The 24,524-nt window shown below is 47.8% G+C and carries 21 protein-coding genes; 9 read left to right on the top strand and 12 right to left on the bottom strand.

Features of this window, described 5'->3' with window-relative positions; translation table 11 throughout:
- Window positions 1-81: 81 nt before the first annotated feature.
- From ampD to BTV99_RS00740, 3 genes are all read left to right on the top strand, one after another.
- Window positions 82-681 carry a 1,6-anhydro-N-acetylmuramyl-L-alanine amidase AmpD gene (ampD, locus tag BTV99_RS00750; RefSeq protein ID WP_083608460.1) on the top strand — a complete coding sequence of 200 codons (600 nt, stop codon included), beginning with the start codon at window positions 82-84 and terminating at the stop codon, window positions 679-681.
- 180 nt (window positions 682-861) lie between these two features.
- Entirely contained in the window at window positions 862-2,412 is a 1,551-nt protein-coding gene (murJ, locus tag BTV99_RS00745) for a murein biosynthesis integral membrane protein MurJ (protein ID WP_075100442.1), read from the top strand.
- Between the two features lie 109 nt (window positions 2,413-2,521).
- Window positions 2,522-3,133 (top strand): hypothetical protein, encoded by a 612-nt coding sequence (locus BTV99_RS00740; protein ID WP_075100441.1) that lies wholly within the window; start codon window positions 2,522-2,524, stop codon window positions 3,131-3,133.
- Between the two features lie 124 nt (window positions 3,134-3,257).
- Here BTV99_RS00740 and BTV99_RS00735 read toward each other — a convergent pair whose 3' ends face one another.
- A complete protein-coding gene (locus BTV99_RS00735; protein ID WP_075100740.1) occupies window positions 3,258-3,896 on the bottom strand; it encodes a GNAT family N-acetyltransferase in 639 nt (212 codons plus the stop codon).
- A 301-nt stretch (window positions 3,897-4,197) separates the two neighbouring features.
- Here BTV99_RS00735 and ribF point away from each other — a divergent pair, with 301 nt between their 5' ends.
- A complete protein-coding gene (gene ribF, locus BTV99_RS00730) occupies window positions 4,198-5,238 on the top strand; it encodes a riboflavin biosynthesis protein RibF (RefSeq protein ID WP_083608459.1) in 1,041 nt (346 codons plus the stop codon).
- A gap of 109 nt (window positions 5,239-5,347) precedes the next feature.
- On the opposite strand, the gene BTV99_RS00725 is transcribed toward ribF, so the two are convergent.
- From BTV99_RS00725 to BTV99_RS00710, 4 genes are all read right to left on the bottom strand, one after another.
- Window positions 5,348-5,587, bottom strand: coding sequence for a DUF2789 domain-containing protein (locus BTV99_RS00725; RefSeq protein WP_075100440.1), 240 nt, complete (start codon window positions 5,585-5,587; stop codon window positions 5,348-5,350).
- A 222-nt stretch (window positions 5,588-5,809) separates the two neighbouring features.
- Window positions 5,810-6,799 carry a malate dehydrogenase gene (locus BTV99_RS00720; RefSeq protein ID WP_172953122.1) on the bottom strand — a complete coding sequence of 330 codons (990 nt, stop codon included), beginning with the start codon at window positions 6,797-6,799 and terminating at the stop codon, window positions 5,810-5,812.
- 408 nt (window positions 6,800-7,207) lie between these two features.
- Complete coding sequence (locus BTV99_RS00715) at window positions 7,208-7,837, bottom strand: hypothetical protein (RefSeq protein ID WP_075100738.1); 630 nt, start codon at window positions 7,835-7,837, stop codon at window positions 7,208-7,210.
- A gap of 534 nt (window positions 7,838-8,371) precedes the next feature.
- Window positions 8,372-10,384 (bottom strand): transglycosylase SLT domain-containing protein, encoded by a 2,013-nt coding sequence (locus BTV99_RS00710; RefSeq protein WP_372046325.1) that lies wholly within the window; start codon window positions 10,382-10,384, stop codon window positions 8,372-8,374.
- 451 nt (window positions 10,385-10,835) lie between these two features.
- Between BTV99_RS00710 and miaB the strand changes: the two genes are divergently transcribed.
- The gene (gene miaB / locus BTV99_RS00705; RefSeq protein ID WP_075100437.1) at window positions 10,836-12,329 is read left to right on the top strand and encodes a tRNA (N6-isopentenyl adenosine(37)-C2)-methylthiotransferase MiaB; all 1,494 of its coding nucleotides are present in this window, start codon (window positions 10,836-10,838) and stop codon (window positions 12,327-12,329) included.
- Between the two features lie 126 nt (window positions 12,330-12,455).
- Here miaB and BTV99_RS00700 read toward each other — a convergent pair whose 3' ends face one another.
- From BTV99_RS00700 to BTV99_RS00690, 3 genes are all read right to left on the bottom strand, one after another.
- Window positions 12,456-13,190 (bottom strand): LysE family translocator, encoded by a 735-nt coding sequence (locus tag BTV99_RS00700; RefSeq protein ID WP_075100436.1) that lies wholly within the window; start codon window positions 13,188-13,190, stop codon window positions 12,456-12,458.
- A 494-nt stretch (window positions 13,191-13,684) separates the two neighbouring features.
- A complete protein-coding gene (gene argE / locus BTV99_RS00695; protein ID WP_075100435.1) occupies window positions 13,685-14,920 on the bottom strand; it encodes an acetylornithine deacetylase in 1,236 nt (411 codons plus the stop codon).
- 57 nt (window positions 14,921-14,977) lie between these two features.
- Window positions 14,978-15,631: a UPF0149 family protein gene (locus tag BTV99_RS00690; protein ID WP_075100434.1), complete on the bottom strand. Its 654-nt coding sequence runs from the start codon at window positions 15,629-15,631 to the stop codon at window positions 14,978-14,980.
- Between the two features lie 227 nt (window positions 15,632-15,858).
- On the opposite strand from BTV99_RS00690, the gene BTV99_RS00685 reads away from it, so the two are divergent.
- Entirely contained in the window at window positions 15,859-16,299 is a 441-nt protein-coding gene (locus BTV99_RS00685; protein ID WP_075100433.1) for a hypothetical protein, read from the top strand.
- Between the two features lie 65 nt (window positions 16,300-16,364).
- The gene (locus BTV99_RS00680) at window positions 16,365-16,778 is read left to right on the top strand and encodes a cell division protein ZapA (protein WP_083608458.1); all 414 of its coding nucleotides are present in this window, start codon (window positions 16,365-16,367) and stop codon (window positions 16,776-16,778) included.
- A gap of 128 nt (window positions 16,779-16,906) precedes the next feature.
- Here BTV99_RS00680 and BTV99_RS00675 read toward each other — a convergent pair whose 3' ends face one another.
- From BTV99_RS00675 to BTV99_RS00660, 4 genes are all read right to left on the bottom strand, one after another.
- A complete protein-coding gene (locus BTV99_RS00675) occupies window positions 16,907-17,221 on the bottom strand; it encodes a hypothetical protein (protein WP_075100432.1) in 315 nt (104 codons plus the stop codon).
- A 496-nt stretch (window positions 17,222-17,717) separates the two neighbouring features.
- Window positions 17,718-19,811: a glycine--tRNA ligase subunit beta gene (glyS, locus tag BTV99_RS00670; RefSeq protein WP_075100431.1), complete on the bottom strand. Its 2,094-nt coding sequence runs from the start codon at window positions 19,809-19,811 to the stop codon at window positions 17,718-17,720.
- 9 nt (window positions 19,812-19,820) lie between these two features.
- Window positions 19,821-20,867 (bottom strand): glycine--tRNA ligase subunit alpha, encoded by a 1,047-nt coding sequence (gene glyQ, locus BTV99_RS00665; RefSeq protein ID WP_075100430.1) that lies wholly within the window; start codon window positions 20,865-20,867, stop codon window positions 19,821-19,823.
- A gap of 637 nt (window positions 20,868-21,504) precedes the next feature.
- Complete coding sequence (locus tag BTV99_RS00660; protein WP_075100736.1) at window positions 21,505-21,717, bottom strand: PspC domain-containing protein; 213 nt, start codon at window positions 21,715-21,717, stop codon at window positions 21,505-21,507.
- Between the two features lie 708 nt (window positions 21,718-22,425).
- On the opposite strand from BTV99_RS00660, the gene nadR reads away from it, so the two are divergent.
- Together nadR and pnuC are read left to right on the top strand one after the other, a co-directional pair.
- Window positions 22,426-23,472, top strand: a complete 1,047-nt coding sequence (nadR, locus tag BTV99_RS00655; protein ID WP_075100429.1) for a multifunctional transcriptional regulator/nicotinamide-nucleotide adenylyltransferase/ribosylnicotinamide kinase NadR — start codon at window positions 22,426-22,428, stop codon at window positions 23,470-23,472.
- 182 nt (window positions 23,473-23,654) lie between these two features.
- Entirely contained in the window at window positions 23,655-24,386 is a 732-nt protein-coding gene (gene pnuC / locus BTV99_RS00650) for a nicotinamide riboside transporter PnuC (protein WP_075100428.1), read from the top strand.
- The last annotated feature ends 138 nt before the right edge of the window (window positions 24,387-24,524 follow it).

Genomic DNA, 24,524 nt, shown 5'->3' with positions numbered 1-24,524 from the left:
TAACCATCATCATCGATGCCATACATCTGACATCTGCGCTCAACCTATTTATAACGAAAACGACAATATAAAGAGAATATTATGCCCAGCTCAACCATCCCATCATCCATGACTATCGATGATGGTCTACTATCGGCCGCTACTTGGCTTGCATCACCCAATTTTAATAAGCGACCTGAGCACACCACCATTGATACCATTGTCATTCACAATATCAGTCTACCGCCCAACGAGTTTGGCGCATGCGGCTCTGATGGTGTGCATTATGTCAAAGCACTATTTACCAATCAGTTGGACTGGGACGCCCATCCGTATTTTCAGACGATCAAAGGTGCTGAAGTGTCAGCGCACCTGTTCATAGAACGTGATGGCGCAATTACGCAGTTTGTTAACTTCAATGAGCGTGCGTGGCATGCTGGCAGATCCAGCTACCTTGGGCGACCTGAGTGTAATGATTATAGCATCGGCATCGAGCTTGAAGGGTCTGATTTTGTGCCCTTTACCGCCGCGCAATACCACACGCTTGCAGCCGTCGTCGCGGCTATATATAGCGCCTACCCCAACACCCGCCGTCACCTCACTGGACACAGCGACATCGCCCCTGGACGCAAGACCGATCCAGGCGAGTTTTTTGAATGGGCGCGGCTGCGTGAGCTTATTGCTCATCAAATGGCAGGATAGCTGCTGGCTGGCTGGCTGGCTGGCTGGCTGGCTGGCTGGCTGGCTGGTAGCATTTCCACAGTCGTTCCATTTATCTCGATAACGAAAGTGCTATAATTTGTCAGTTTTTTGACACCCATCACTCAGCAACTTCTTATCAGCAACCCCTTATCAGTAAACAACATAGCAAAACAGGTTCTTATGGCAAAAAGTCGGTTATTTCGCTCTACGATGGTCGTCAGTAGCATGACCATGCTGTCTCGTGTTTTAGGCTTGCTACGTGATGTGGTGTTATTGGGCGTGTTTGGTGCAGGTGGCCTGATGGATGCCTTTTTGGTCGCTTTTAAGATTCCAAACTTTTTGCGGCGTCTGTTTGCCGAAGGCGCTTTTAGCCAAGCATTCGTCCCTGTGCTGTCTGAGTATAAAGAAAAATATAGCCTACAGCAGGTGCAGATCTTGGTCAGTCGTACCTCAGGGGCGCTGCTACTGGTGCTGTCCATGCTGACAGTGCTGGTGATTTTAATTGCGCCGTGGGTGGTGACACTGTTTGCTCCAGGATTTGCTGACCAACCCGACAAATTTGCCATCACCGCTGAGCTGCTGCGCCTGACTTTTCCGTATTTGCTGTTTATCTCTATGACCGCCTTTGCCAGCGGTATCCTACAAAGCTATGGCCGCTTTGCCGCGCCAGCCTTTGCCCCTGTGTTATTAAACTTGTGCATGATTGGTGGCGCGCTGATTTTCGCGCCGATGTTTGACACACCGATCATGGCGCTCGGCTATGCAGTGGCTATCGCAGGATTGCTACAGTTTTTGATACAGCTGCCGCAGCTTTGGCAACAAAAGCTGCTGGTCGCGCCCAAGGTTGACTTCAAACATGAAGGGGTCAGACGTATTCTAAAGCTGATGCTACCAGCTATCTTTGGTGTCTCGGTCACCCAGATTAATCTGCTGCTCAATACCGTCTTTGCCTCATTGATGATAGGCGGCTCAGTCTCTTGGCTCTACGCAGCCGAGCGCATGAGCGAGCTACCGCTAGGGCTCATCGGCGTGGCGATTGGGACGGTGATTTTGCCCAGCTTATCAAAGAGTGAAGCGCAAAAAGACGATGTCAGCTTTAAAAAAACCATCGACTGGGCGGCACGTCTGATTATTTTGGTGGGCGTGCCAGCGTCGGCGGCGTTATTTATCTTAGCCGACGTGCTCATGCAGGCGCTGTTTTTGCGCGGAGAGTTTACTTTGCGTGACTCACAGATGAGCGCGCTGGCGCTGCGTAGTATGGCTGGCGGTATTTTAGGCTTTATGCTGATTAAGATTTTTGCGCCTGCGTTTTTTGCGCGGCAAGACACCAAAACCCCAGTAAAAATCGGTATTATCTCTGTCTTTGCCAATATGATTTTTAGCGTGGTTTTTATCGGTATTTTTTACTTTTTAGAGCTGCCGCTACATGGCGGATTGGCCTTAGCCACCACAGGTGCCGCCTTTGTCAACGCCGGCTTGTTGTATTATTTCTTATATCAGCGTGAGATTTTTCGCTTTGGTAGTCATTGGAAAAAATTGTTTGCTCAGTTTGCGATTGCTACAAGTGCCATGGTTGCCGCCCTGTACATCATGCTGCCTTATTTTCCAACCGATGAGGCGCAGTGGCAGCGTATCATTGCTCTGCTCGTCATGTGTGCGGTGGGCGCAGCGGTCTATGGCGTGGTGTTATTGGCCACAGGCTTTCGTCCGCGCCAGCTCAAACATGGCTAAACGACGCCTTTACCAAACCAAAACAAGCCTTATATGAGAAATGATAGTGCGTGAAGCCGATAGTTGTGATAATTGACGTTTAACGAATACATAAATTTTGAGGGTCAATATGACAACGAAACAATCCACCTTACTACGCTTACCGACCTTACTCACTGCTGGCGTTCTAAGCACCGGCTTACTTGTGAGTGGTTGTGGCAATAATGATAATAAAGATACCGCGGCTATTGAAGAGACAGCAGCTGTTGCCAAAACCTCTGAGGATGACCTAACGACTGCAGTAGAGACAGTCGATAGCGACAATGACGTGAAGCGTGAGCAGATAGCGGCCAATACTGAAGATAAAACCGCTATCGATAGTGATAATGTCAATCCTGTCACCGCCTCTGCCAAGCAAAAAAGCTTGGTGACTAATCCAACCGAAGCAGGCACGCCAGAAGATACGGTAAAAAAAGCGCTAGATAGCTTATATTATGGTGATGCCAAAAAATCCGCCTCATATTATGAAGTGAATATGGCAAACTTTGAAGAAGAGCTGGCCAACACTCAGTCAGCGTTTCAACAAACAGTCGATGGCGTCACCATTACGGATACCAAGTATAGTGATGATAAAACGCGTGCCACCATCACAGGCGAGCTGATGCTAAAAGGCCAAAGTGAGCCTGCGCCGCTGACTTATGAGCTGCAAAAGATAGATGGTCAGTGGAAAATTTTAGGTTAATGTGGTTTAGTTAAGATGGTTTAGTTAAGATGTTTTTGATAAATGTCCTGTAGATGAATATTCTTTATATAAAGGCCGCTTAAATGATAAACATCTTCGGTCAAAAGATGCCAAACCAACGCATTTAAGACGTTTTATCTGAGATGCCATCTGACGTCACCGCTTTACCGAGCATCACCACATCAGCGACAAACCCCTGCATATCGCATACTTTTGGCATATAGCCCCACTGCTCAAAGCCAAGCTTACCAAACAGTCCTAAGCTTGGCTGATTGTGCGCAAAGATTAGGGCGACGACATTATGAATACCAAGGCTTGGTGCTTGCGTCAGCATCCAGCGTGTCAGCAAACTGCCTAGACCCTTTGCTTGATAGTCTTGATGCAGATAGATACTCATCTCTGTGCTGATATGATAAGCCATACGCGCATATAAGTCGCTAAAGCTGCCCCACGCCACGATTGGTGATGTTTTTTGACTGGTTTGCACTGTTTGAGCTGTATCCTCGCTCGCTTGCTCCCTCGCTTGCGCTCTAGCTCTAACGACATAAATAGGCCGCGTCGGACTGTTTATGTGCTCGGCAAACCACGCGGCGCGCTCTTCACAGGTCACTGGTATCAGCTGCGCTGTGGCTTGTTTGCCAGCGATACTTTGATTGTAAATCGCCACAACCTCGGGCAAATCCTCTGCTCTAGCATGCTGTACCAACCATACATCATTGAGATGGTAAGACGGGGCCAAAGCAGGTAAAGAAGTAGCAGTCATAGAATGTCCAGAGCTAAAAAGCGACACAGGGTATTTGGGAAAATAATACTCACCATCTAGACCTTCATCAACAGATAGCAAAGCCGCGATAGCGCAGATCAACAAACGCGTTTTTTGCGATGCAGCCATCGCTGACACAAATCGTTTGATACTGGTTCGTTTGATACTGGTATTATCCATAGACCATAAGATGTTAGTATGGCTATTTTACTTTATAATGGCTGGTTTTAGACACCTCAATGTTTTATCTGAACGTGTTTTTTCCTTCTTTATTTGGTCTTATTTATCATAGCTGACATTTATGAACACCTATTTTCTTGAGCAACTGATTGCCACACCAAGCGCCCTGCCTGCCCATACTCACCCAGTAGCGCTAGCGCCTTGTGTGCTCACTATCGGTAACTTTGATGGTGTGCATTTAGGCCATCAAGCGATGCTCGCCCAAGTACGCGATATCGCCGATGCACGTGGGCTTGACGCTGCTGTCATGATATTTGAGCCGCAGCCTCGTGAGTTTTTTGCGCCAGCAAGCGCCCCTGCTCGCCTCACCAACTTGGCAGAAAAGCAAGCACTACTTGCAGAGTACGGCGTAGAGACTCTCATTGTCGCAGGATTTGACAATGAGTTTCGCTCGCTATCGGCGCAGGCATTCGCGGATTTACTGGCACTACGCCTAAACGTCAAAGCGTTGGTGCTAGGAGATGATTTTAAATTTGGCCATGATCGGACGGGCGATAGTGCGTTTTTGCGCAGCTACGGCTTAGACGTGACCAATCTGCATACCGTCGTCGATGATGGCGGCAAAGCAGCACGTATCAGCTCAACCCGTGTGCGTGATTTGTTATTGGCAGGAGATATTGCGTCGGCCAACGCCTTGCTTGGCCGTGATTATACAATGACAGGCGAGGTCATCGGTGGAGATAAAATCGGCCGTACTCTGGACTTTCCTACCGCCAATATCGAGCTTAAGCGCTTAAAGCCTGCGCTGCATGGTATCTTTGCCGTCGATGTGGTCAGCTTGGATGACAGAGGCGAGATAATCGCAGATGGTTTAACAAAATTGGCTAATGATGACAATATGGGCATAACAGGTTTGCGTCCGCACAGTTTGTTTGGCACGGCCAGCATCGGCACCCGCCCCTCTGTCGACAAAGCCCACGACTGGCGCTTAGAAATACATTTCCCCAACCTACAAGCTGACTTATATGGCCTGACGCTACAAGTGCGCTTTTTGCATTATTTGCATGGCGAGCGCCATTATGAGAGCTTAGACGCCCTAAAAACAGGTATCCATAGTGATGTCAAAGAGCTGATTGCTTGGCGCGCGCAGCAACCTGATTGAGCAGTACATTCAGATGTGACAGACATAAAAAACCCACAGTCGATATTATACTGTGGGGTTTTTTATACTTCTTTAATACTTCTATATATTAGGTTTTATATATCAGCTTCTAGGCATCTGGATGCATACGGACATTTAATTCATCAATCGTCTCCACCCAAGCGGCGTCTTTTTTCCACTCTTCTTGCAAAAACATACGCTGATTGTCCGTCCAGATATCAGAATCTACCAGTTTTTCATCTTTGGCCAATTTGTTTTTTTCGATAAACTGATTAATCGCCTCATCAGAGCTATCGAGTCCTAACTGGGCAAATAGCTCATTCATATTATATTCAGGTTCACCTAGCATACTGTCTCTCCTTAAATGGTGCAGGTTTAATTGTACTTATTATTGCAACGAACTCATTTATTGTAGCAAGCTTTTTTTTGTTCGCTGTTAATCCACGTTTATCTAACGTTATCAATTGTATTGATAAGGGCCTCAATAAATGTCAACGCACAAAAAAGGCCCTCTATCTTAAGAGGGCCTTTTCTATATGGCTGTCTACCATACTTTTAGCAAAGTCATGGCTTACGGTAGTAGGTGTGCTACCGCATCACGCTCTTCGCTCAGCTCTTGCTCAGTGGCAGCCATTTTCTCTTTTGAGAATTCTGATGACACGTCAACGCCGTCTACGATAGACCAGTCGCCGTTAGCGCATGTGCATGGGAATGAGTAGATGAGGCCTTCAGCGATACCGTATTCGCCATTTGAGTAAACACCCATAGAGACCCAATCGTTCTCGTCAGTACCGAGTGCCCACGTGCGCATATGAGCGATAGCAGCGTTGGCAGCGGAAGCTGCAGACGAGGCGCCACGAGCTTTAATGATAGCCGCGCCGCGCTGCTGTACTTCTGGGATGTACGTGTTTTCGTACCAATCACGATCAACCAACTCTAGCGCTGGTTTGCCATTGACAGTCGCAGCCGTTAGGTCTGGATACTGGGTCGATGAGTGGTTGCCCCAGATGGTCATGTTTTTGATGTCATTGACAGTGCTGTCAGTTTTTTCGGCCAGCTGTGCCATCGCACGGTTATGATCTAGGCGAGTCATGGCGGTGAAGTTACGTGGATCTAAATCTGGCGCGTTACGCTGAGCGATTAGCGCGTTGGTGTTGGCAGGGTTGCCGACGACCAATACTTTTACATCACGGCTAGCCACTTCGTTCAATGCTTTGCCTTGTGCTGAGAAAATCGCAGCGTTGGCTTCTAGTAAGTCCTTACGCTCCATACCTGGGCCACGTGGACGGGCACCGACGAGTAACGCGTAGTCAGCATCTTTGAATGCCACATTTGCATCATCAGTTTGAACGATACCTGCCAACAATGGGAATGCGCAGTCTTCTAGTTCCATGACCACACCCTTTAGGGCGTCAAGCGCTGGTGTGATTTCAAGCAATTGCAAAATAACTGGCTGATCTTTACCTAGCATCTCGCCAGATGCAATACGAAATAGCATCGCGTAGCTGATATTACCAGCGGCACCAGTGACGGCAACGCGTAAAGGCTGTTTCATTGACATTGAATACTCCCTAATTGATGGTTAGATCATTCATGATTGTAATAGATGATTATCTTTTTAGATATCGACTTGTTTGCTGCACAAAGGCAGCGCTAAACCGAGAGCTAGTGTAGCACTTCGTTTGGTAAATCGTCTAGAGACAATCAGAGGCTTGCCGCGGATTGTCACAGATTATATTGTTACATTTTATACAGGATAATCGACGGGGTCACAAAAACACTGAGGCGACCAGCGCTTAAAAAAACGGGTAAAAACAAGGTAGAAACAAAATAAAAGACAGCGAGTAAAGACTAAAACACGGCCTTAAACAATCACCAAAAAGAGAGCGTGGCAACACAGCCTGCAAAAAAACAGCGCTCATACCCGAATAGTACAGCGGCCAGTGTCCATGTTGGAGTACGACAACACCTACTTACCGCCTGAGATGATAAACTTGCTACCGCAATTATTTACCACTTGATAGCACTTACCAAAATCACTGCCATCATAACAGACATGGATGTCGGTCAAAATCGACTGACGACGATTGCCAGCCTGACAGATCAGATCAATACCACTGGCGGACATACCGCTATTTAAGCGCGTCATTTGACTGATAAATCGCGCCTTAGACACAGTATAACTGTTACCCGTATTAAGCTCGTTTGGGAGTTTTAGCGCACCCGCGTAGTTGGTGATTTGACGAAAGTAACTGGCCGCACTCAGAGGGCTACAAGCGCCGTAACGCTGCCATGCCTGACTACGAACCGTGGTATCAGGCATGATACGATTGACGACTTTTAGCTGTAGCGGTGTCAGACGCGGCTCACTGCCCACGCCGCAGCGCTCACCATAGCCCATATCTAGCCCCGACACCGTCAAAGAGTAGCCTTCTAGGCATTGACGCATGCGCGCGCGTGTCGGCTGGATGCTGCATAGCGCAGGGGTCATCTCAATCATCAAAACCCGCTGTCCTGTCTTGACGGTGCTAGCAGCGTGCGCGGGTAACAACATCACGCCTTGCAACATGATCAGCGCGCCTATACTAGATGACGCCATAATGGCTCGGCCAGATGGGCTAAACTTGGACGCCGACTTATAGAACAAGTGCATTTTCATCTGTGATGATGAGGGATGCCTCGCTTTTGATAATACAGACAGGGTAAAACGTTTTTTGATCATAGGAGGCTGGAAACATCTAGCAATGACAAAACATGGACTATCACTTAGGGCTGCACAAAGACGTCGATATCGGACATCGCAAGGCTTACTAAGCATAAAGGTAACAAAAATATGAGTGCTTACCAATTGATAAACACAAAACTTTGGCGCTAAACAACAGGCCAATAACCACAACACAATAAAATCATGGTAGCAAACCGTTTTTTTTAATCTATAGCAGAAACGTAAACATCGGAGCAAGGCGGCAGCTGTAACACCGCCATATATGCGACTCCCTGACAAAGTCAGGTCTGTGCCAAAGCGGCAGCGCCACGAGCAATGGCCATGTTGTCGCTACATCTGTCCTAAAATAAGCCACCAAAGGCAAACCATCAAAGACGAGGCATTGATGGCTATTAAAGGATAAAAGTATTAAAACGCTGCTGGCACGGTGCCCATACGCTGCGAGATCGGCTGACTGCGGCCAAGCAAACTGCTATATACTGTCGCGTTTTCCATCACATGCTTGACATAGTTACGAGTCTCAGGAAAAGCTATCGACTCCACATACTGGTCAGCCGCAAGTGAGCCATACACAGGCTGCCAGCGTTTGGCGTTGTTGGGTCCAGCATTATAGCCTGCGGTGGCCAGTACTGGCTGGTAGTTGAGCTTGCCTAAGATATCACCCATATACCATGTGCCATAGCGGATATTGGTGTCGCCGCTGTTGGCACGGCTGGCGCTATAGCTCTCGCCCAAATGACGAGCGATATACTTTGCTGTACCTGGCATGATTTGCATCAAGCCGCTTGCACCAACGTTTGAGCGTGCCGACGTCACAAAACGGCTCTCTTGACGCATGATACCATAAGCCCACGCAGGATCGATGCCTGCCGACTGGCTATAGCGTACCACTGCGCTCTGGTGCGGCATCGGATGCGATAGCGCCAGACTGTTTACGCTATCGGTATTATCAATCGCATAAATAGCCCGATCCAGCCAGCCCATGTCATAGGCTTGCTGAGCGGCAGCAATGATGAGGCTGTCATCACGATTGTCTCGGGCCTGCTTGACAGCCCAGTTCCACTCGCGGTTGGCATAGCCGCGACTCGCGTCAGAGTTGTATAGTGCAAATGCACGAGCAAAGTGTGGGTTTTGCATGACGCGGGCGCGATCTGCGGCGCTGACAGTTGGCAAGTTATTGCCGCCCAAACGGCTGGCATCAAAACGCTGACCGACTTTATCTTTTGCTAGCAGGCCATAGTAATCATTACTCTTGGCGATATTTTGATACATTCTTTTTGCTAGGCCGCGTTTACCTGCATCACTTGATTGCTCATAAGCGCGTGCCAGCCAATATTGCCACTGATTGCTTTTTTGGGTTTCGCCATCCATCTTTGAGATGGCTTCGACCACATCATCCCAGCGGCTAAAGCGAATCGCGGCCATGGCATAGTCTTCGGCTTCTTCAAAGTTAAAGTCATCATCTAAGCTATTGCGAAACCAGTCTACCGCTTCAGCATTAAACCCATCATCGGTATTATGATTCATACGCTGTACCCCAAGGATACGATAGGCGTAGCGGCGGGTTTCGTCATTGAGCAAGCGTGTCGCGCGCTGATTGTCTTGTTTGATATCAAAGTCCAACTGTAGCGCTGCTTCACGATAAGACTTATCGGCGACGCGGCCCAATGCATATAAGTACAAGTATTGGTTGGTTTGGCTGGCAGGCTCACGACCAAAACGCGTAAAAAACGCCGATGGGTTGAGCTGAATCTCACTCAACGCCGCATAAGCAATGGGCGTCCCTAATCGCGATGACAAAGCCATGATATCGCCCGTCTTGCCTTTACGTAGCATGCGCTTGAGGCGCGCGGCGCGATCTTGGTTGCTAATCAAGGCGTTATTATTCATCTCCATCGCCAGCTGATCACACAGTGCTGGCTGCTTTTTGGTGGTCAGCCATACATCAGACTTGGCCGCCATGGCACGCATGGTATCGCCGCCATTATTAAAACCAAGCGCCACCGCACAGCGCTCAGAGCTATCGGCATTGGTTATCAGATTGGCCACTTGCCGTACAGCGGCATAATCATTGGCTGCCGCTTTGGTCTCAGCAAAGTCCGCCACCAGCTTTTCGGCCATGACCGTATTAGGATACTGACGGACAAACTGCGCCACCGCCGCCGAGCTTTGTGAGCCCAAATCCAAGTTCATGCGCCAATAGGTCGGGTACATCGCAAACAACCCACCACTCATCAACTGTTCGTAATTATACAGTGCGCTGACATCTCCCCGATCGGCTGCTATCGCCGCCGCCATAAACGAGTCAATGCTGTTGTCTTGTTGATAACTGGGTTTTTGCTCAAAGCGGTCATCCTCGCCCCACGTCAGCTCCGCACAAGCAACTTGTGATAGGCCAAGCGCACCAAGGGCTGTCGCCATGAAGACGCCAAACCGCAGCGTACTGGTGGTCAACCGCGATGGGCGGTATTCTCGATGAACAGAGGCTCTATCCTTGATACTATGAGCGGCGCGCAACTTTGTCATACTGACTCTCTTTATTATGTCTTTATCAATAGGTAAACAGCGGTTTATCACGTACCGCTAAGCGTATGCCACTTATCATACTATACCCGTTGCACTTTCAACCATCACCTTTACCTTTTATTAATAAATACGACAGTACGGTGTAACATAAAAGTGATAGTAAGCGGTGTTATTTTGCAAAGTGGTGATTAATCGCAGTAAATAATTGATACTGTTAGAAATAACCCACCCTATCGCCGCTTAATGACCCTTGCTAATTTTTCACATTGGCACAGGGTTGTGATAAAATACGCCACCTGTTAATCGGCTACCCTGCTATATTTTAGTCAATCATGGACTTATCCTTATGAGTGTTACTGTATTTAATCCCCGCCTCGATGACGCTAATGTTACCCCAACAACGGCGAGCGCGCCTACCGTTGCGGCACTCAAAGACTCAAGTTCTGCCAGCATGTCTGCCGATCAAGCCCCGACCAAAAAAGTCTTTGTTACCACGCAAGGCTGTCAGATGAACGTCTATGATTCTGGCAAGATGCTCGATGTGCTCGGTGATTCACACGGTATGGAGGTCACGCACAACATCGATGAAGCAGACGTCCTGCTCATGAACACCTGCTCTATCCGCGAAAAAGCGCAAGAAAAAGTATTTTCAGAGCTGGGCCGCTGGCGCAAACTGAAAGAAAAACGTCCCGACTTGGTCATCGGTGTCGGCGGCTGCGTGGCCTCACAAGAAGGCGATAATATCCAAAAGCGCGCGCCCTATGTCGACATGGTGTTTGGCCCACAAACCTTGCACCGTCTGCCAGAGCTGTATGATCAATCAAATGAGCAGCGTAATATCGCACCCAAAAACCGTATTGGCACCATTGATGTGTCATTTCCGAGTATCGAGAAGTTTGACTTTTTGCCGGAGCCGCGTGTCGAGGGCTACAAAGCTTTTGTCTCTATCATGGAAGGCTGCTCGAAGTATTGCTCGTTTTGTGTGGTGCCTTATACTCGCGGCGAAGAGCTCTCGCGCCCGCTCGACGACGTCTTGGCCGAGATTGACAGTCTTGCCGAGCAAGGCATTCGTGAGATAAACCTACTTGGTCAAAACGTTAATGGCTATCGCGGCGAAAAAGACGACGGCAGTATTTGCCGTTTTGCAGAATTGCTGCACTATGTCTCGCACGTCGATGGTATCGAGCGTATTCGCTATACCACCAGCCACCCGCTGGAGTTTACTGACGATATCATCGATGCCTATGCCAAGCTGCCAGAGCTGGTGTCGCACCTACACCTGCCGGTACAAAGCGGCTCAAATAATATCCTTGCGGCGATGAAACGCAACCACACTATCGATGTCTATATCAATCAGATCAATAAGTTAAAAGCCATTCGTCCCGACATTCACTTATCGAGCGACTTTATCATCGGGTTCCCTGGTGAGACCGATGAAGATTTTCAAGATACATTGAACCTGGCAAAGACGTTGAACTTTGATCACTCGTACAGCTTTATTTACTCTAAGCGTCCGGGCACGCCCGCCGCTGAGCTGCCTGACAATGTGAGCTTTGCCACCAAAAAAGCGCGCTTGGCAGAGTTTCAAAAAGTCATTATTGAGTCAACGCTAGCCAAGACCCATGAGATGGTCGGCACTACGACACGCGTCTTGGTTGAGCAAGTGGCCGACCGTCACCCTGATTGCTTGATTGGTACCGCGGATAACACCCGCACGGTGATGTTCCCTTATAATGAGGCACAAATGAACGAGTTACTCGGTAAAATCGTCAGCGTACGCGTGACCGACTTTGTCAGCCCGCACATGGTCAAAGGGGAGCTGGTCGAGGTATTGGCGTAATATCGCCTGCGTAGGTATCAGCCTCCTGCTTCTTAAACGCTCATCAAAAAGCCGCTCTCTACTGAGGTAGGGAGCGGCTTTTTTTAGCAGTAGCTAGGGCATTTTGAACATTCGACCTTGGCAAGGTTAAACCATAAATCCATTCAATACCTCAGCCAATAGTGCCGCTGCAATAAGGATAAATATCACCCCGCAACCACGGTTGAGCCATGCCAAGCGACTGCCAACATCTAGCCAGCTGGCCAGCTTTTTGCCACCAAGCGTATAGACAATCTGCCAAATCGTCTCACTCAAAAACAGCCCGCAAGTCAGCATAAGATACTGCGGCCATAATGGCGCACTAAAATTGATAAACTTGGGGAAAAAGGCGGCAAAAAACAAAATGGCTTTGGGGTTGGACAACGATACCCATACCCCAGTACGAAATAGCGTCATGTTGCTGGGCGAGGCCTTTACCGCGGCGCTAGAGAGCGAACGCGGCCGAGGCGTGTCGTGCGCGGCCAAGGACGGCAACTCTGGATAATCGGCCGCCACCTCTTCGCTCATCTCGCGCGCATCATTCATCAAACTGCTTGCACTTGCATCACGCCAAGAGCTGATACCCAAATAGATCAAATAAGCAGCACCAACGGTCTTAATCAGGGTCAGCAGCCACGGCGACTGACGACTGATCACATCGAGCCCCAGTAGCGTCGAGAGTAGCAATAAAAACAGCCCAAGACTCAGACCCGCCAGCGTCCATAGCGTGCGCTTTACCCCATAGTTCATTCCATACTGAAACGCCAGCAGCATATTAGGACCAGGGGTCGCCGAGATAAAAAACGTACTTGCAAAAAACATCGCAAACAGATGCCAAGACATCAGCCAACCCCTACTTTTTTATAAAAATAACTGAATATACCTAAAACTAAGATACGTAAACACCACCACAAGGACGGTGTATTTTATGCCTACTTATATAAAAAACAAGCGATTTAATACGTCAGACTCGCTATAGACGAATCCAAATACATCAGATACGTGGCTATTCAGGCGCTCCAATGAAACGTTGTGTCGTTTTGTTTTTATATCAAATTGACTGTATTAGGGCGTGTTGAACATTCAAATGTGGCACTGGCGGCGGCTATTTTTTGCCAATACGCAGTGAAATTTTCGAAGCCTAGTCATTCTAGGATAGACAATTTCGCCATGTATTGGCAAAAAATAGCCCCGCCCCGAAGGGCTGATGCTAAAATCACCCCAGCCGGTGTTGTAAACCTAGCTAAGGCCTCGACATTATCGTCGGTTTACGCCTAGTTTGGTGCGATTTTATCTATCAGCAGTCCTAATATTTGAATGTTCAACACGCCCTAAACTCACGACTGCGATGTAGCGCTTGCTAATAACTTTTGCAAAAACGCATCACAGCGCGCCATCTCACTGAGCGCGACAAACTCATCAGCCTTATGCGCCTGCTCGATACTACCAGGACCGCAGATAATCGTCGGAATACCGCTATTGGTAAACTGTCCGCCCTCTGTGGCATAAGCTACTTTGTGACGGCTGTCATCATCGGTGAGCGCCGCTATCAGCGCTTGTAGCTCGGCACTGTCGTTGTCAGTCATCGCAGGCACGGCCTCCATCTGTAGCAGCTCAATGCCGGTATCAGCAGCGCGCGCTTGCATCTGCGCGCTCAGCTCTGCGACCTTGGCTTTGATCGGTACCAAGATATCGTCTTGTGTCATGTGCGGCAGGTTACGATAATCAAAGGTAAACTCACACAGATTGGGCACGATATTGGTCGCAGTGCCACCTTGTATGGTGCCGACAGACAACGTCGAGTACGGCACATCAAACCACTCATCATTGTCATCACGGCCGCTGATCTCGTCTGCCAGCTCATCGACATAACCAATCAAACGGCTGGCATAGCTGATGGCGTTGACACCTTGCGCGGTCAATGACGAATGCGCCGACTGACCATGTACACGGCAACAATAAACCGCGACGCCTTTATGCGCGACAACCATCGTCATGTTGGTCGGCTCGCCGACGATACAATAATCAGGCGTGATACCGCGCGCCTTGAGATCTGCCAGCAGCAATGGCGCACCCAAGCAGCCAACCTCTTCATCAAACGACAATGCCAAATGCAACGGCCGGCGCAATTGACCGGCGTTAGACAACTTTACTGCTTGCGGTAATAGCGTCAGCGCGCAAGCAATAAAGCCTTTCATGTCGCAGGCACCGCGGCCATAGAGCTTATCGCCGCGAATGGTCGCAGTAAACGGTGCTGTCGTCCAGTCCTGCCCCTCCACTGGCACCACATCGGTATGACCAGACAGTACCAGACCGTGGTTCACCTCATCAGCGTTTGCCCCAGCAGGTACTGTGACAAACAAATTGGCCTTATCTTTGGCGTCATTAAAGGTCAGATCTACGGTCAAACCCAACTGCTCACAGTACGCTTGCACATCCTCAATCAACACTAGATTTGAGTGGCGACTGACGGTATCAAAACCAATCAAACGCCTAAGCCAGTCGATACTATCTGTAGGATAGCCAGTGGCGTACGAGTCGTCTTTGAGCTGATCATCACTATGTAAAGCCATAAAACATCCTTATTATGAGGTACCTGTTACGACATAGGCATCGTCCCCCTTTGAGATTTAAGAGGGATTATTTTGGTTCATCGCATCCACCACAGGCGGCATCGGTTTTGGCAACTTACCTTCTGCTTGTAGCTCTTTGGTGGTTTTTGCATCGATGGCCAATCCAGCGATTAGCGCGATGTCTTTTACTGGTTTGCGCTTGCGAGTTGCAAAGCTCACGGGCACCATCCGCGCAAACTCATAAATATACAAATAAGACTCTTCGCCGCCCTCAAAGTCCTCATCTTCTGCCAGACGAATCGCCCCAATCTTGGCCAAATCCGATAGCATCTCGTTTTCATCCCCACTGATCTGACAGTCAGTGATACCAAAGCCTGTCATAAAACCATTGGCCCACTGTTTCAGCGCCATCACACGCTCGTATAGATCGTGTTCGTCATCTGGTAGCAGCGGCATATACGCATAAGCATCGTCTTTGTCTTTGAGCTGAAACACCGTGTCTTCTGCTTCTTCTGTGAGCAAAGTCAGCGCCGCTTCAGGCAGTGGCGCAAAGCTCAGCTCTTCAAACACCTTTGCCCATACTTGCTCGTCAGGCGCGTTACACGCCGTCATCAACCCCGTCATCAGACCATGCACCTCACTGATCGATACGTCATTCCAGTCGTCAAATGCGGTCAGCCACGTATTCCAGCCGGAGATATTGTCATTCATAATAATTGTCCTAGTAAATGGTTGTGACTTATAAAATCAGAAAAATCGCTTATAAAACAAAAAATCAGCTCGATACCACTCATCGCGCTGAGCCAAAAAATACATAGATAAGATTTAGGTATATGTAATTACTTTGTTGATATAGATATTATGCGGTCACCTATGGCATTATTAAATACACAAAACAAAATTCATTCACGCTTACTTGTTAAGGATAAAAACTGACTATGTATGATCAACTTAGAATATTAGAAAAAATGATACTCGACATCAAAAAACAGTATCAGCTTATCAGTGCTGAACTTAGCAGCCTAAAAAAGCACCCAACCACAGATCCAAAGCAAATCACCGACTTACAAAACAAGCTAAATACCAGCCATAGCGAGCGTGACGGTGCCAAAAAACAACTGAACGATCTGGATAAACGCTATCAAAGCTTGGCCGAAGCCCATCATATGATCGGTGAAGAGCAAGACAAGCTACAAAAGCAGATCAGCCAATTACAACAACAAAACCGTGAATTGCAGCAGCATAATAATGAGCTAAAGCAGCAGTATAGCGATATCAAACAACAAAATAGCGAATTACAGAAAAAAAACCAGTTGGCAGCAGAGCGTACTCAAGTTGTCCTCAAACGCCTCACACGTATCGACCAAGCCGAAAGTTAGAGTCTTGGTGATCGCTGTAATAGCTGACACCCCCATTTACTGACCCATATATTGTAGGATTTATCATGACTGATGACCACACCAATGCCGCAAACAACCCGCCTAAGCAAGCAGGACCTAGCGTATCCAAAGCCCCTGTCAGCCCAACCACGGCAGGCACTACCAGCAAGCCTGTGACACCCGAGTCCCAAGTCAAAAAAGTCGATATTGTCATCGCGGGCGTGACCTACCCCATTTACTGTCCGATCCATGAGCAAGAGGAGCTACTGTCTGCTGTCTCCTATATCAATAACTACGCGCTGGATCTCAGACGTGAGGCACCCAGCCTGAGCCAAGAAAGCCTGCTGGTGCTGTGCTGCCTTAACTTATATGAGAAAATCCATGCCAATCAAAGAAGCGAAGAGGATCGCCTGCAGCAAGACAAGCAGTCTGAGGCGCTACTCAATAAGATCATGAAAGACGCCCAATCTATTTTGTAGGCCAGCGTGTCTTTTGGCCTGCTTGATAGATAGGTTAACAAGAGAGTTTATGAGTAAATAAAAAAGCGCTTGGCTCATAGAGCCAAGCGCTTTTTTGATACGCTTTTTGATACTATGGCTAGCCGCCATCATGCATTAGGATCATATACCTTGCCTGCATGATAGTCTGCCTGATGCTCGTAATTGCAAAAAAACAAAACGTTACTATCCGTCTCCATACTACTAGCACTTGGCTGTGCAGCATTTGCCGTGACAGATACGGGCTTGGTTTCGAGGACACCGCGGTACTCAGCCAAGCTATTGCCACAAAAATCACAGGTGCGCGGTGTGACCACATCGCCTTTTTGCGGCATCATGCTTTTGGGCGGCCGCGGATACATAAACTTATAAAAGGCCCACATCACAGCCCAGATGATGAGAATCACAATAATCACAGCAAACACGGCGGTGCTCCTTTGAAGATGGGTTCAGACATGATAAATGCAGCGCGGCAGCATCGCCCAAAAAGCTGGCAATATAAGGCCAGCTCTTTTATGGGCTAAATAGGCTGGTAGATGCAATATAAACCAGCAAAAACAGGCCGGGAACCTTTGACTATAACAGATATAGTCGTTACTAGGGCGTGTCCTCAATTCAATCAACAGCCATCTAAATGGGCTAAAAATGGCTAAATCTGGTCAAACGGTGTCAAATAGCTGACTAATATCTCGATATTATCTGCGCTATTTTCCTTGTTTGACGGCGATTTATCTCATTTTTATCGCCATTTTTAAAATGAGGACACGCCCTAAATAAACGAGATACACGGTATAAACTCGCTGGACTGGTACAAATTTCCTTGCGTTCGGTGCTGCGCCGACGGGTGCGGCAAAAATTTATCCCAGTCTCGCTGTATTCTTTTTATACTGACCTGACTATATCTTAGCGACAACGAGCGCGCTATAGCTGTAACTCACTGATATCAGCCACGGTCAAAAACAGCGCTCGTACTTGCTTGAGCAGCGCCAAGCGGTTGTTTTTTAGCGCCGCATCTTCACTGTTGACCATAACATCAGCGAAAAACTGGGTCAAAGGCGCATCCAGACTTGCCAGCGTTTGCAAAACTTGCGTATAGTCAGCGGTTTCTAGCAAAGGCTTGACCGCTGTTTGCGCTTGTTGAACAGCTTGATACAATTCCTGCTCAGCAGGCTCAGACAATAGCGCCTCGTCGACGTTATCTGCCACGCTGACCTCTGACTTGGCCAATATATTTGCTACCCGTTTGTTTGAATCGGCAAGTTTTTCAGCTTGAGCCAGTTCACTAAACGCTTGTACCGCACGAATACGCTGATCAAAATCCAGCGGCATATGCGGCTGGATCGCTTGAACCGCTTGGATGGTATCGACGCTCACGCCCTGCTCGGTGTACATCGCCCGATAGCGAGAATTTAAGAAGCCCATCACTTGGGTAAAAGTATCACCCATTTTAGCAATCTTACTGCCATCGCTGGTGCTATAGCCTTTAACCGCTTGCTCAACCAAAGCGGCAAGATTGATCGGTAGCTGTTTTTCGATCAAGATACGCAAAATACCAATGGCCGAGCGGCGCAGACTAAACGGATCTTTTGAGCCGGTAGGTGCTTGGTCAATGGCAAAAATACCGACCAGCGTATCCAAACGATCGGCCAATGCCAGACAAATACCAATCGGCGTCTGCGGCAATACATCACCGCTAAACTTCGGCAAATACTGCTCTTGCAGACTGTCCGCGACTGCCGCAGGCTCACCATTTAAGCGTGCATAGTAGGTTCCGGCGATACCTTGCAACTCCGGATACTCACCGACGAGCGAGCTTGCTAGATCAGCTTTGGACAAGATGGCAGCGCGCACGGTGTCTTCGACCTCGATATCGTGGCCTTGCTGCTGCATCAAAGTGGCGATAAAGGCAGCAAGCTTGGCAATACGCTCAGACTTTTCCCAAATCGTACCGAGCTTGTCTTGGAAAACGCGAGTCTTTAAGCTCTCGGTCAAAGCAAACAGTGGCTGTTTTTGATCTTGCAAAAAGAAAAACTCGGCATCAGCCAAGCGCGGCCGCACGACTTTTTCGTTGCCTTCGATGATTTGATTCGGGTCTTTTGACTCAATATTGGTGATAAAAATAAAGTACGGCTGCAACTTACCTGCTTTATCGGTTAAGCAAAAATACTTTTGATCCGCTTGCATAGTGGAGATTAGCGCCTCTTGCGGCACTTGCAAAAAGCGCGGCTCAAAGCTTGCTCTAAGCGCAATCGGGAAATCAACCAGCGCGGTCACTTCATCTAGCAACTCTTGCGGTACGATGGCGTCGGCGTTGACTTCATCGGCCAGTGCTTTGACTTGGTTTTTGATGAGCATTTGACGCTTATCAAAATCGGCCACCACTTTTAGATCCGTTAGCAGCGACTCGTAGTCGGTAGCATGAGCAATCTTACGATAGTCAGGGCTGTGGAAGCGGTGACCACGGGTTTGGTTGCTGGTTTGATGCCCTTGGATAGTGGCATCGATTACCGCATCGTCTTGCATCAAGACTGCCCACTGTACCGGACGCACAAACTCATCACGGCTGCTACCTGAGCGCATACGCTTGGCAATTGGCAGACTATCTAATGCCGTCTGAAAGATGCTCGGTAGCAGCTCTGTGGTCGCTTGACCGTGAATAGTCTGCTCGTAGCCGACATAATCCCCTTTATCGGTGTTAATCGTTATCAGCTCGCTGGCTTCAATCCCTAAACCCTTAGCAAAGCCCATCGCTGCACGGGTTGGGTTGCCATCGCTATCAAACGCTGCTTTAATCGCAGGGCCACGTTTTTGCTCGGTACGATCAGGCTGCTTATCGCTAATTCCTGTGATCTGAATCGCCAAACGGCGCGGTGCGGCAAAGGACTTGATGGCATCAAAACTGATATCGGCGTCTTTTAGTTGCTCGGTGACACTTGTTTGCAAGGCATCGCGTAGCGGTTTTAGGCTTTTTGGAGGTAGCTCTTCACACCCCAGTTCAAATAAAATAATACTCATGGGATGCTCCTATTTGTCGTTGGTAGATTGGTGGTTGTTGGTCACGGCTTTATCGCCTGTCACATCGTCTGCTGCCGCGTCTTCTTCTGGTGCTTTTGGTAGATACTTATCGAGCGCTGCTTGGCGATGTTCTTCATCAGCCAATGGGAAGCCAAGCTTGGCACGCGCTTCAACATAACCAAAGGCCACTTTGCGCGCCAAGGTACGGACACGCAAAATAAAGCGCTGACGCTCCGTCACAGAAATGGCGCCACGAGCGTCCAGTAGGTTAAAGGCATGAGAGGCTTTGAGTACCATCTCATAGGCTGGCAGCGGCAATCCTTCGGCCACAAGCTTATCAGCCTGCTGCTCATAAAAATCAAACATCTGCCCCATCATCGGCACATCGGCGTGCTCAAAGTTATAAGTGGACTGCTCCACTTCGTTTTGATGAAAGACATCGCCATAGGTCACACGGCCAAACTCACCATCCGCCCAAACCAAATCATAGACGCTATCGACGCCTTGTACATACATCGCTAGACGCTCAAGACCGTAAGTAATCTCACCGGTGACTGGAAAGCACTCAATGCCGCCCACTTGCTGAAAATAGGTAAACTGCGTGACTTCCATACCGTTTAGCCAAATCTCCCAGCCCAGTCCCCACGCCCCAAGCGTTGGCGACTCCCAGTTGTCTTCGACAAAACGCACGTCATGAACCAGCGGATCGATACCGATGGCGCGCAGTGAGTCCAAATACAGCTCTTGGATATTGGGCGGATTGGGCTTGAGCACCACTTGAAACTGGTAATAATGCTGCAAGCGGTTTGGGTTGTCACCGTAGCGGCCATCTGTCGGGCGGCGTGATGGCTGCACATAAGCAGCATTCCAGCGCTCAGGGCCAAGCGAGCGCAAAAACGTCGCCGTATGAAAGGTACCGGCACCGACTTCCATATCGTAAGGCTGCAAGACCACGCAGCCTTTGTCAGCCCAATAATTTTGCAAGGTTAGGATGAGATCTTGAAACGTCATCGGTTGAGAATCTTTCGCTTGTGATGTCATAGTTTGGATTGTCATAGTTTGGGGCATCTTAATAAAGCCACTGTGGAATGAGTATTATGAAATATTGATAGCGCTCGTATTGCCTATTTGGCAACGACTCTATTTGCCTGCTCACCTTACTAAAAATTGACCATTTTATCCATATTTACCGCAACTAAATTTATGCTATCTGTCCAAATACCGTGCGCTATGCCCCATATCAAATGGCATCGAGGGTATTTATGTCTATCCAGCAGCGTAAACACAGCACGCACATAAACCCTATACCCGTCGCACCTCTCAACTTATAACCATTTTTTCAATTGACCATATAGTCGATGCACTCTAAGAAGAACATAGCGCTACTGGGATGAATTTTGCGCCGCCTCTGGGAACGCAGCACGCAAGTAAAATTTATACCAGTAGCGCGTTTAAGTTTATATAACAGTTTTATCTTCAATTGATCATAAAGGCAAAAACAAAAAAATACCCAAATGCGTGAGCATCTGGGCAGGAGGAAAAGTATGTCGCTGGTATCCTGATGGGTCAGGCTTTTTGTTTTTTTAATAACGCTTACTTGGTGACGCTTGTTTTTTGATACAGATTTTAATATAAGCAAAGCTGGGTACGAACCGTTTGTACGTCAATCTATAAAACATCAGCCTATCGGGCGCTACTGATAAGACTCATGCGTGGCTTTTGGCATGATAATCCATAAAATAATATAAATTAAGATACCTGGAACCGCTGCACTCAGTGAAGACACAATCACAAACAATACTCTTACCCAAGTAGGCGACCAACCGACGTATTCTGCAATACCGCCCATCACCCCTGCTATCATACGATTGTTTTGCGAGCGATGTAATTTTGCTAATTTAGCCAAATCCAATACCTCTCTATTTTATGTTTTCTATTTCTTGTTATTTGAGACTAGATAAAAGACCGCTATTTTTGCCTTATAGTTTTCGCATTGTATTTTTTATCTTATGTCTTTTAGTTAGGCTTAATCTGTAGCCTTTCTAACTTACAAATCAGTATAGCAACTATTTTCTTATGGTCTGTTGAAGATGTACCAGTGCTTTGTGAGTTTATGCTACCTAAGCTTGCCCTAATCTGTCCTAATTACCTGTAAGCTACTGATTTTAAATAATTATTTCAAAATGTTTCAAAAATGGATTTGTTGCCAAAACCTTACTTTCACTGCCTACCTACTCTAAAATACCAAGCACAATCAACCAGATACGCTTATATGACTTTTCTGGTTATACTGATGATTGTGTTTATAGGTTTATAGGCAATCCGATATCAAAACAATACAGCGAGACGACAAGTCGTTTTTTGCAGCCTCTGTGATAACAGTACACAAGGAAAATTTATACCAGTTGCACATTCATATGAGCGTATCGATTTTATTTTAAACTGCCGATACCCTAGCCACATTGTTTTATCACCGCTTAACGCCTGTTTAATAAAAACAACCTTTATCAGCGCTTGTTTACAATAACCTACCTGCAAATCGACCAAAACCTTTATACCATGCAGATTGTCTTACTTTTATAAAAACGCTTATTAAAAACCAACAAGGATTGCTATGTACGATACGGGGTTGATGATTGGTCATTTTGAACCACTACATCTGGGGCAAATGCGCAGTATTTTGGAGGCCGCAGGGCAAGCTAAAATACTGCATATCGTCATCACAGCACACCCGACGCCGCATCCAGACTTTAGTATTACGCTACAAGATAAGGCACGCTGGCTACAGATGGCCTGTGCTGACCTGCCTTTTATTCATATTCATACCACCCATGAGATTGCCCTGCCGCTTCATGATAGCTTTGATGAAGTGCACATCGACATCCCAGCCAGCAATGCCAAGCTGCATCGTCTGAGCCAAGCGCTCGCGTTGCCTGCAGAAGCGGTGCTGTTTGTGGCACAAAACCATCCTTTAGCCCAACCCCATATCACAGAACACCTACAGATGCCTGTGGTGACAACGGCGCTACAGCCCGCGTTTGACTCTTATGCCATCGCTCGCGATCCTATCGCCCATTGGTCAGCGATTCACCCTCAAGCGCGCGGTGATTACACAAAGACGGTCGCGATCGTCGGCGGTGAAAGCTCAGGGAAAACAACCTTGGTACATAAGCTTGCCAACTATTATGGCGCAAGCTTTGCGTTAGAGATGGGACGTTTATACGTCGGTACGGACTTGGGTGGCAGCGAGATTGGGCTACAGTATAGTGACTATGGCCCCATCGCCCTCAATCATGCTCAGGCGATTCGAGAGGCCGCAGCCGTAGCGACTGCCCCTGTGACCATTGTCGATACTGATTTTGTGACCACGCAGGCGTTTTGTGAAGAGTACGAAGGTCGTAGCCACCCGTTTGTGGCCGCATGTATTGATGAGTTTCGCTTGGACCATACCATCATGCTAGACAACAATACGCCATGGGTAGATGACGGCATGCGCTCACTGGGCACCCGTGAGGCACGCGGGCGCTTTGAGCAGCGGCTGATGGATATTTTCACCCGCCATGGTATCGAGCCACATTTGATCGATGCGCCTGATTATGATGCTCGCTATCGGCAAGCGTTACGTTTTATCGATCGATATGTCTATAACAAAAACCAATAAACAAAGCGCGGTGAGTCAACGCCAAATAAAAAACAGATAAAGTAAAAGACAGATGAAGTAAAAGACAGATGAAGTAAAAATACAGAATAAAAACAGCATATTATAAAAGAAGCGGCTTGTAAAAAAGTCAAAACCACAACAGTCAAACAAGCCGATCCCAACATTTATTTTAGGAAAAACCTATGCGTATTCAGCTATTAGACAATATCACTGGTAAGTGGGCCATGCAGTGGATCATCACTTGGTTTATCTGCGGCGTGATTGCTTTATCAGCAGGCTTTTGGTTGACCACCGATCATACCACCCTAGATTGGTTTTATTTGGCGGTGTCCTTTATCGGCTTGATTTGTGTGGTATCGCTATCATTTCGCAAAAACGTCTTGGGTAATGGCTTTGGCATGGCCGCCACTGCAGGCGAAGTGGTGGTGCAGGCAACCTCAGGCGCGGTGGGTTTGATGCTGGCGCCTTTGTTTAACTTTTTCACCCATGTCTATGGTATTTTTTATTGGTCAAAGCACACCGACCCTGACGGCGACATGATACCCAAGTCTGCCAGCAAAGCCGTTTGGCTGATTACCATTGCCTTTATTGTGATTGGGCTGGCGCTATTTCCTACCGTCAACGACCTTTTAGCCAGCTATGGTTATGCGGTGGTTGAAGACGACAACAGTCTATTTTTAGGCTTTATTTCTTTTTTTTGGATCAATGTCCTCGCCTTTGTGCTCTCGATCACCGCCCAAGCCGCCATGATTTTGCGCTATTCGTTTAACTGGTGGCTGTGGATTATCGTCAATTTTGTTTGGCTCATTGTCAATCTTATGTCTGGCAACTACATTTTTGCCATTCAGACCATGATCTATCAAGTCAACTCCTTTATCGGTCTGTATGAATGGCATCGTAGCGAGAGAAGCTAATATACTGAAATAATAGGGCTCAGATGACTTAGATGTATGGCTTAGACGCTTTTGATAAACCCTATCGCATCTAGGATAAAGCTGACAGACCTGACAGACTAAAGAACCGCCATAGTAAAGCCAAAAGTGAGAGAAATG

Origin of the sequence: Psychrobacter sp. Rd 27.2 (genome assembly GCF_001921755.1) — a bacterium.
Lineage (GTDB): Bacteria > Pseudomonadota > Gammaproteobacteria > Pseudomonadales > Moraxellaceae > Psychrobacter > Psychrobacter celer.
Note: the sequence above shows the minus strand (reverse complement) of the source record. Positions and strands in the feature narration are given on the sequence as shown.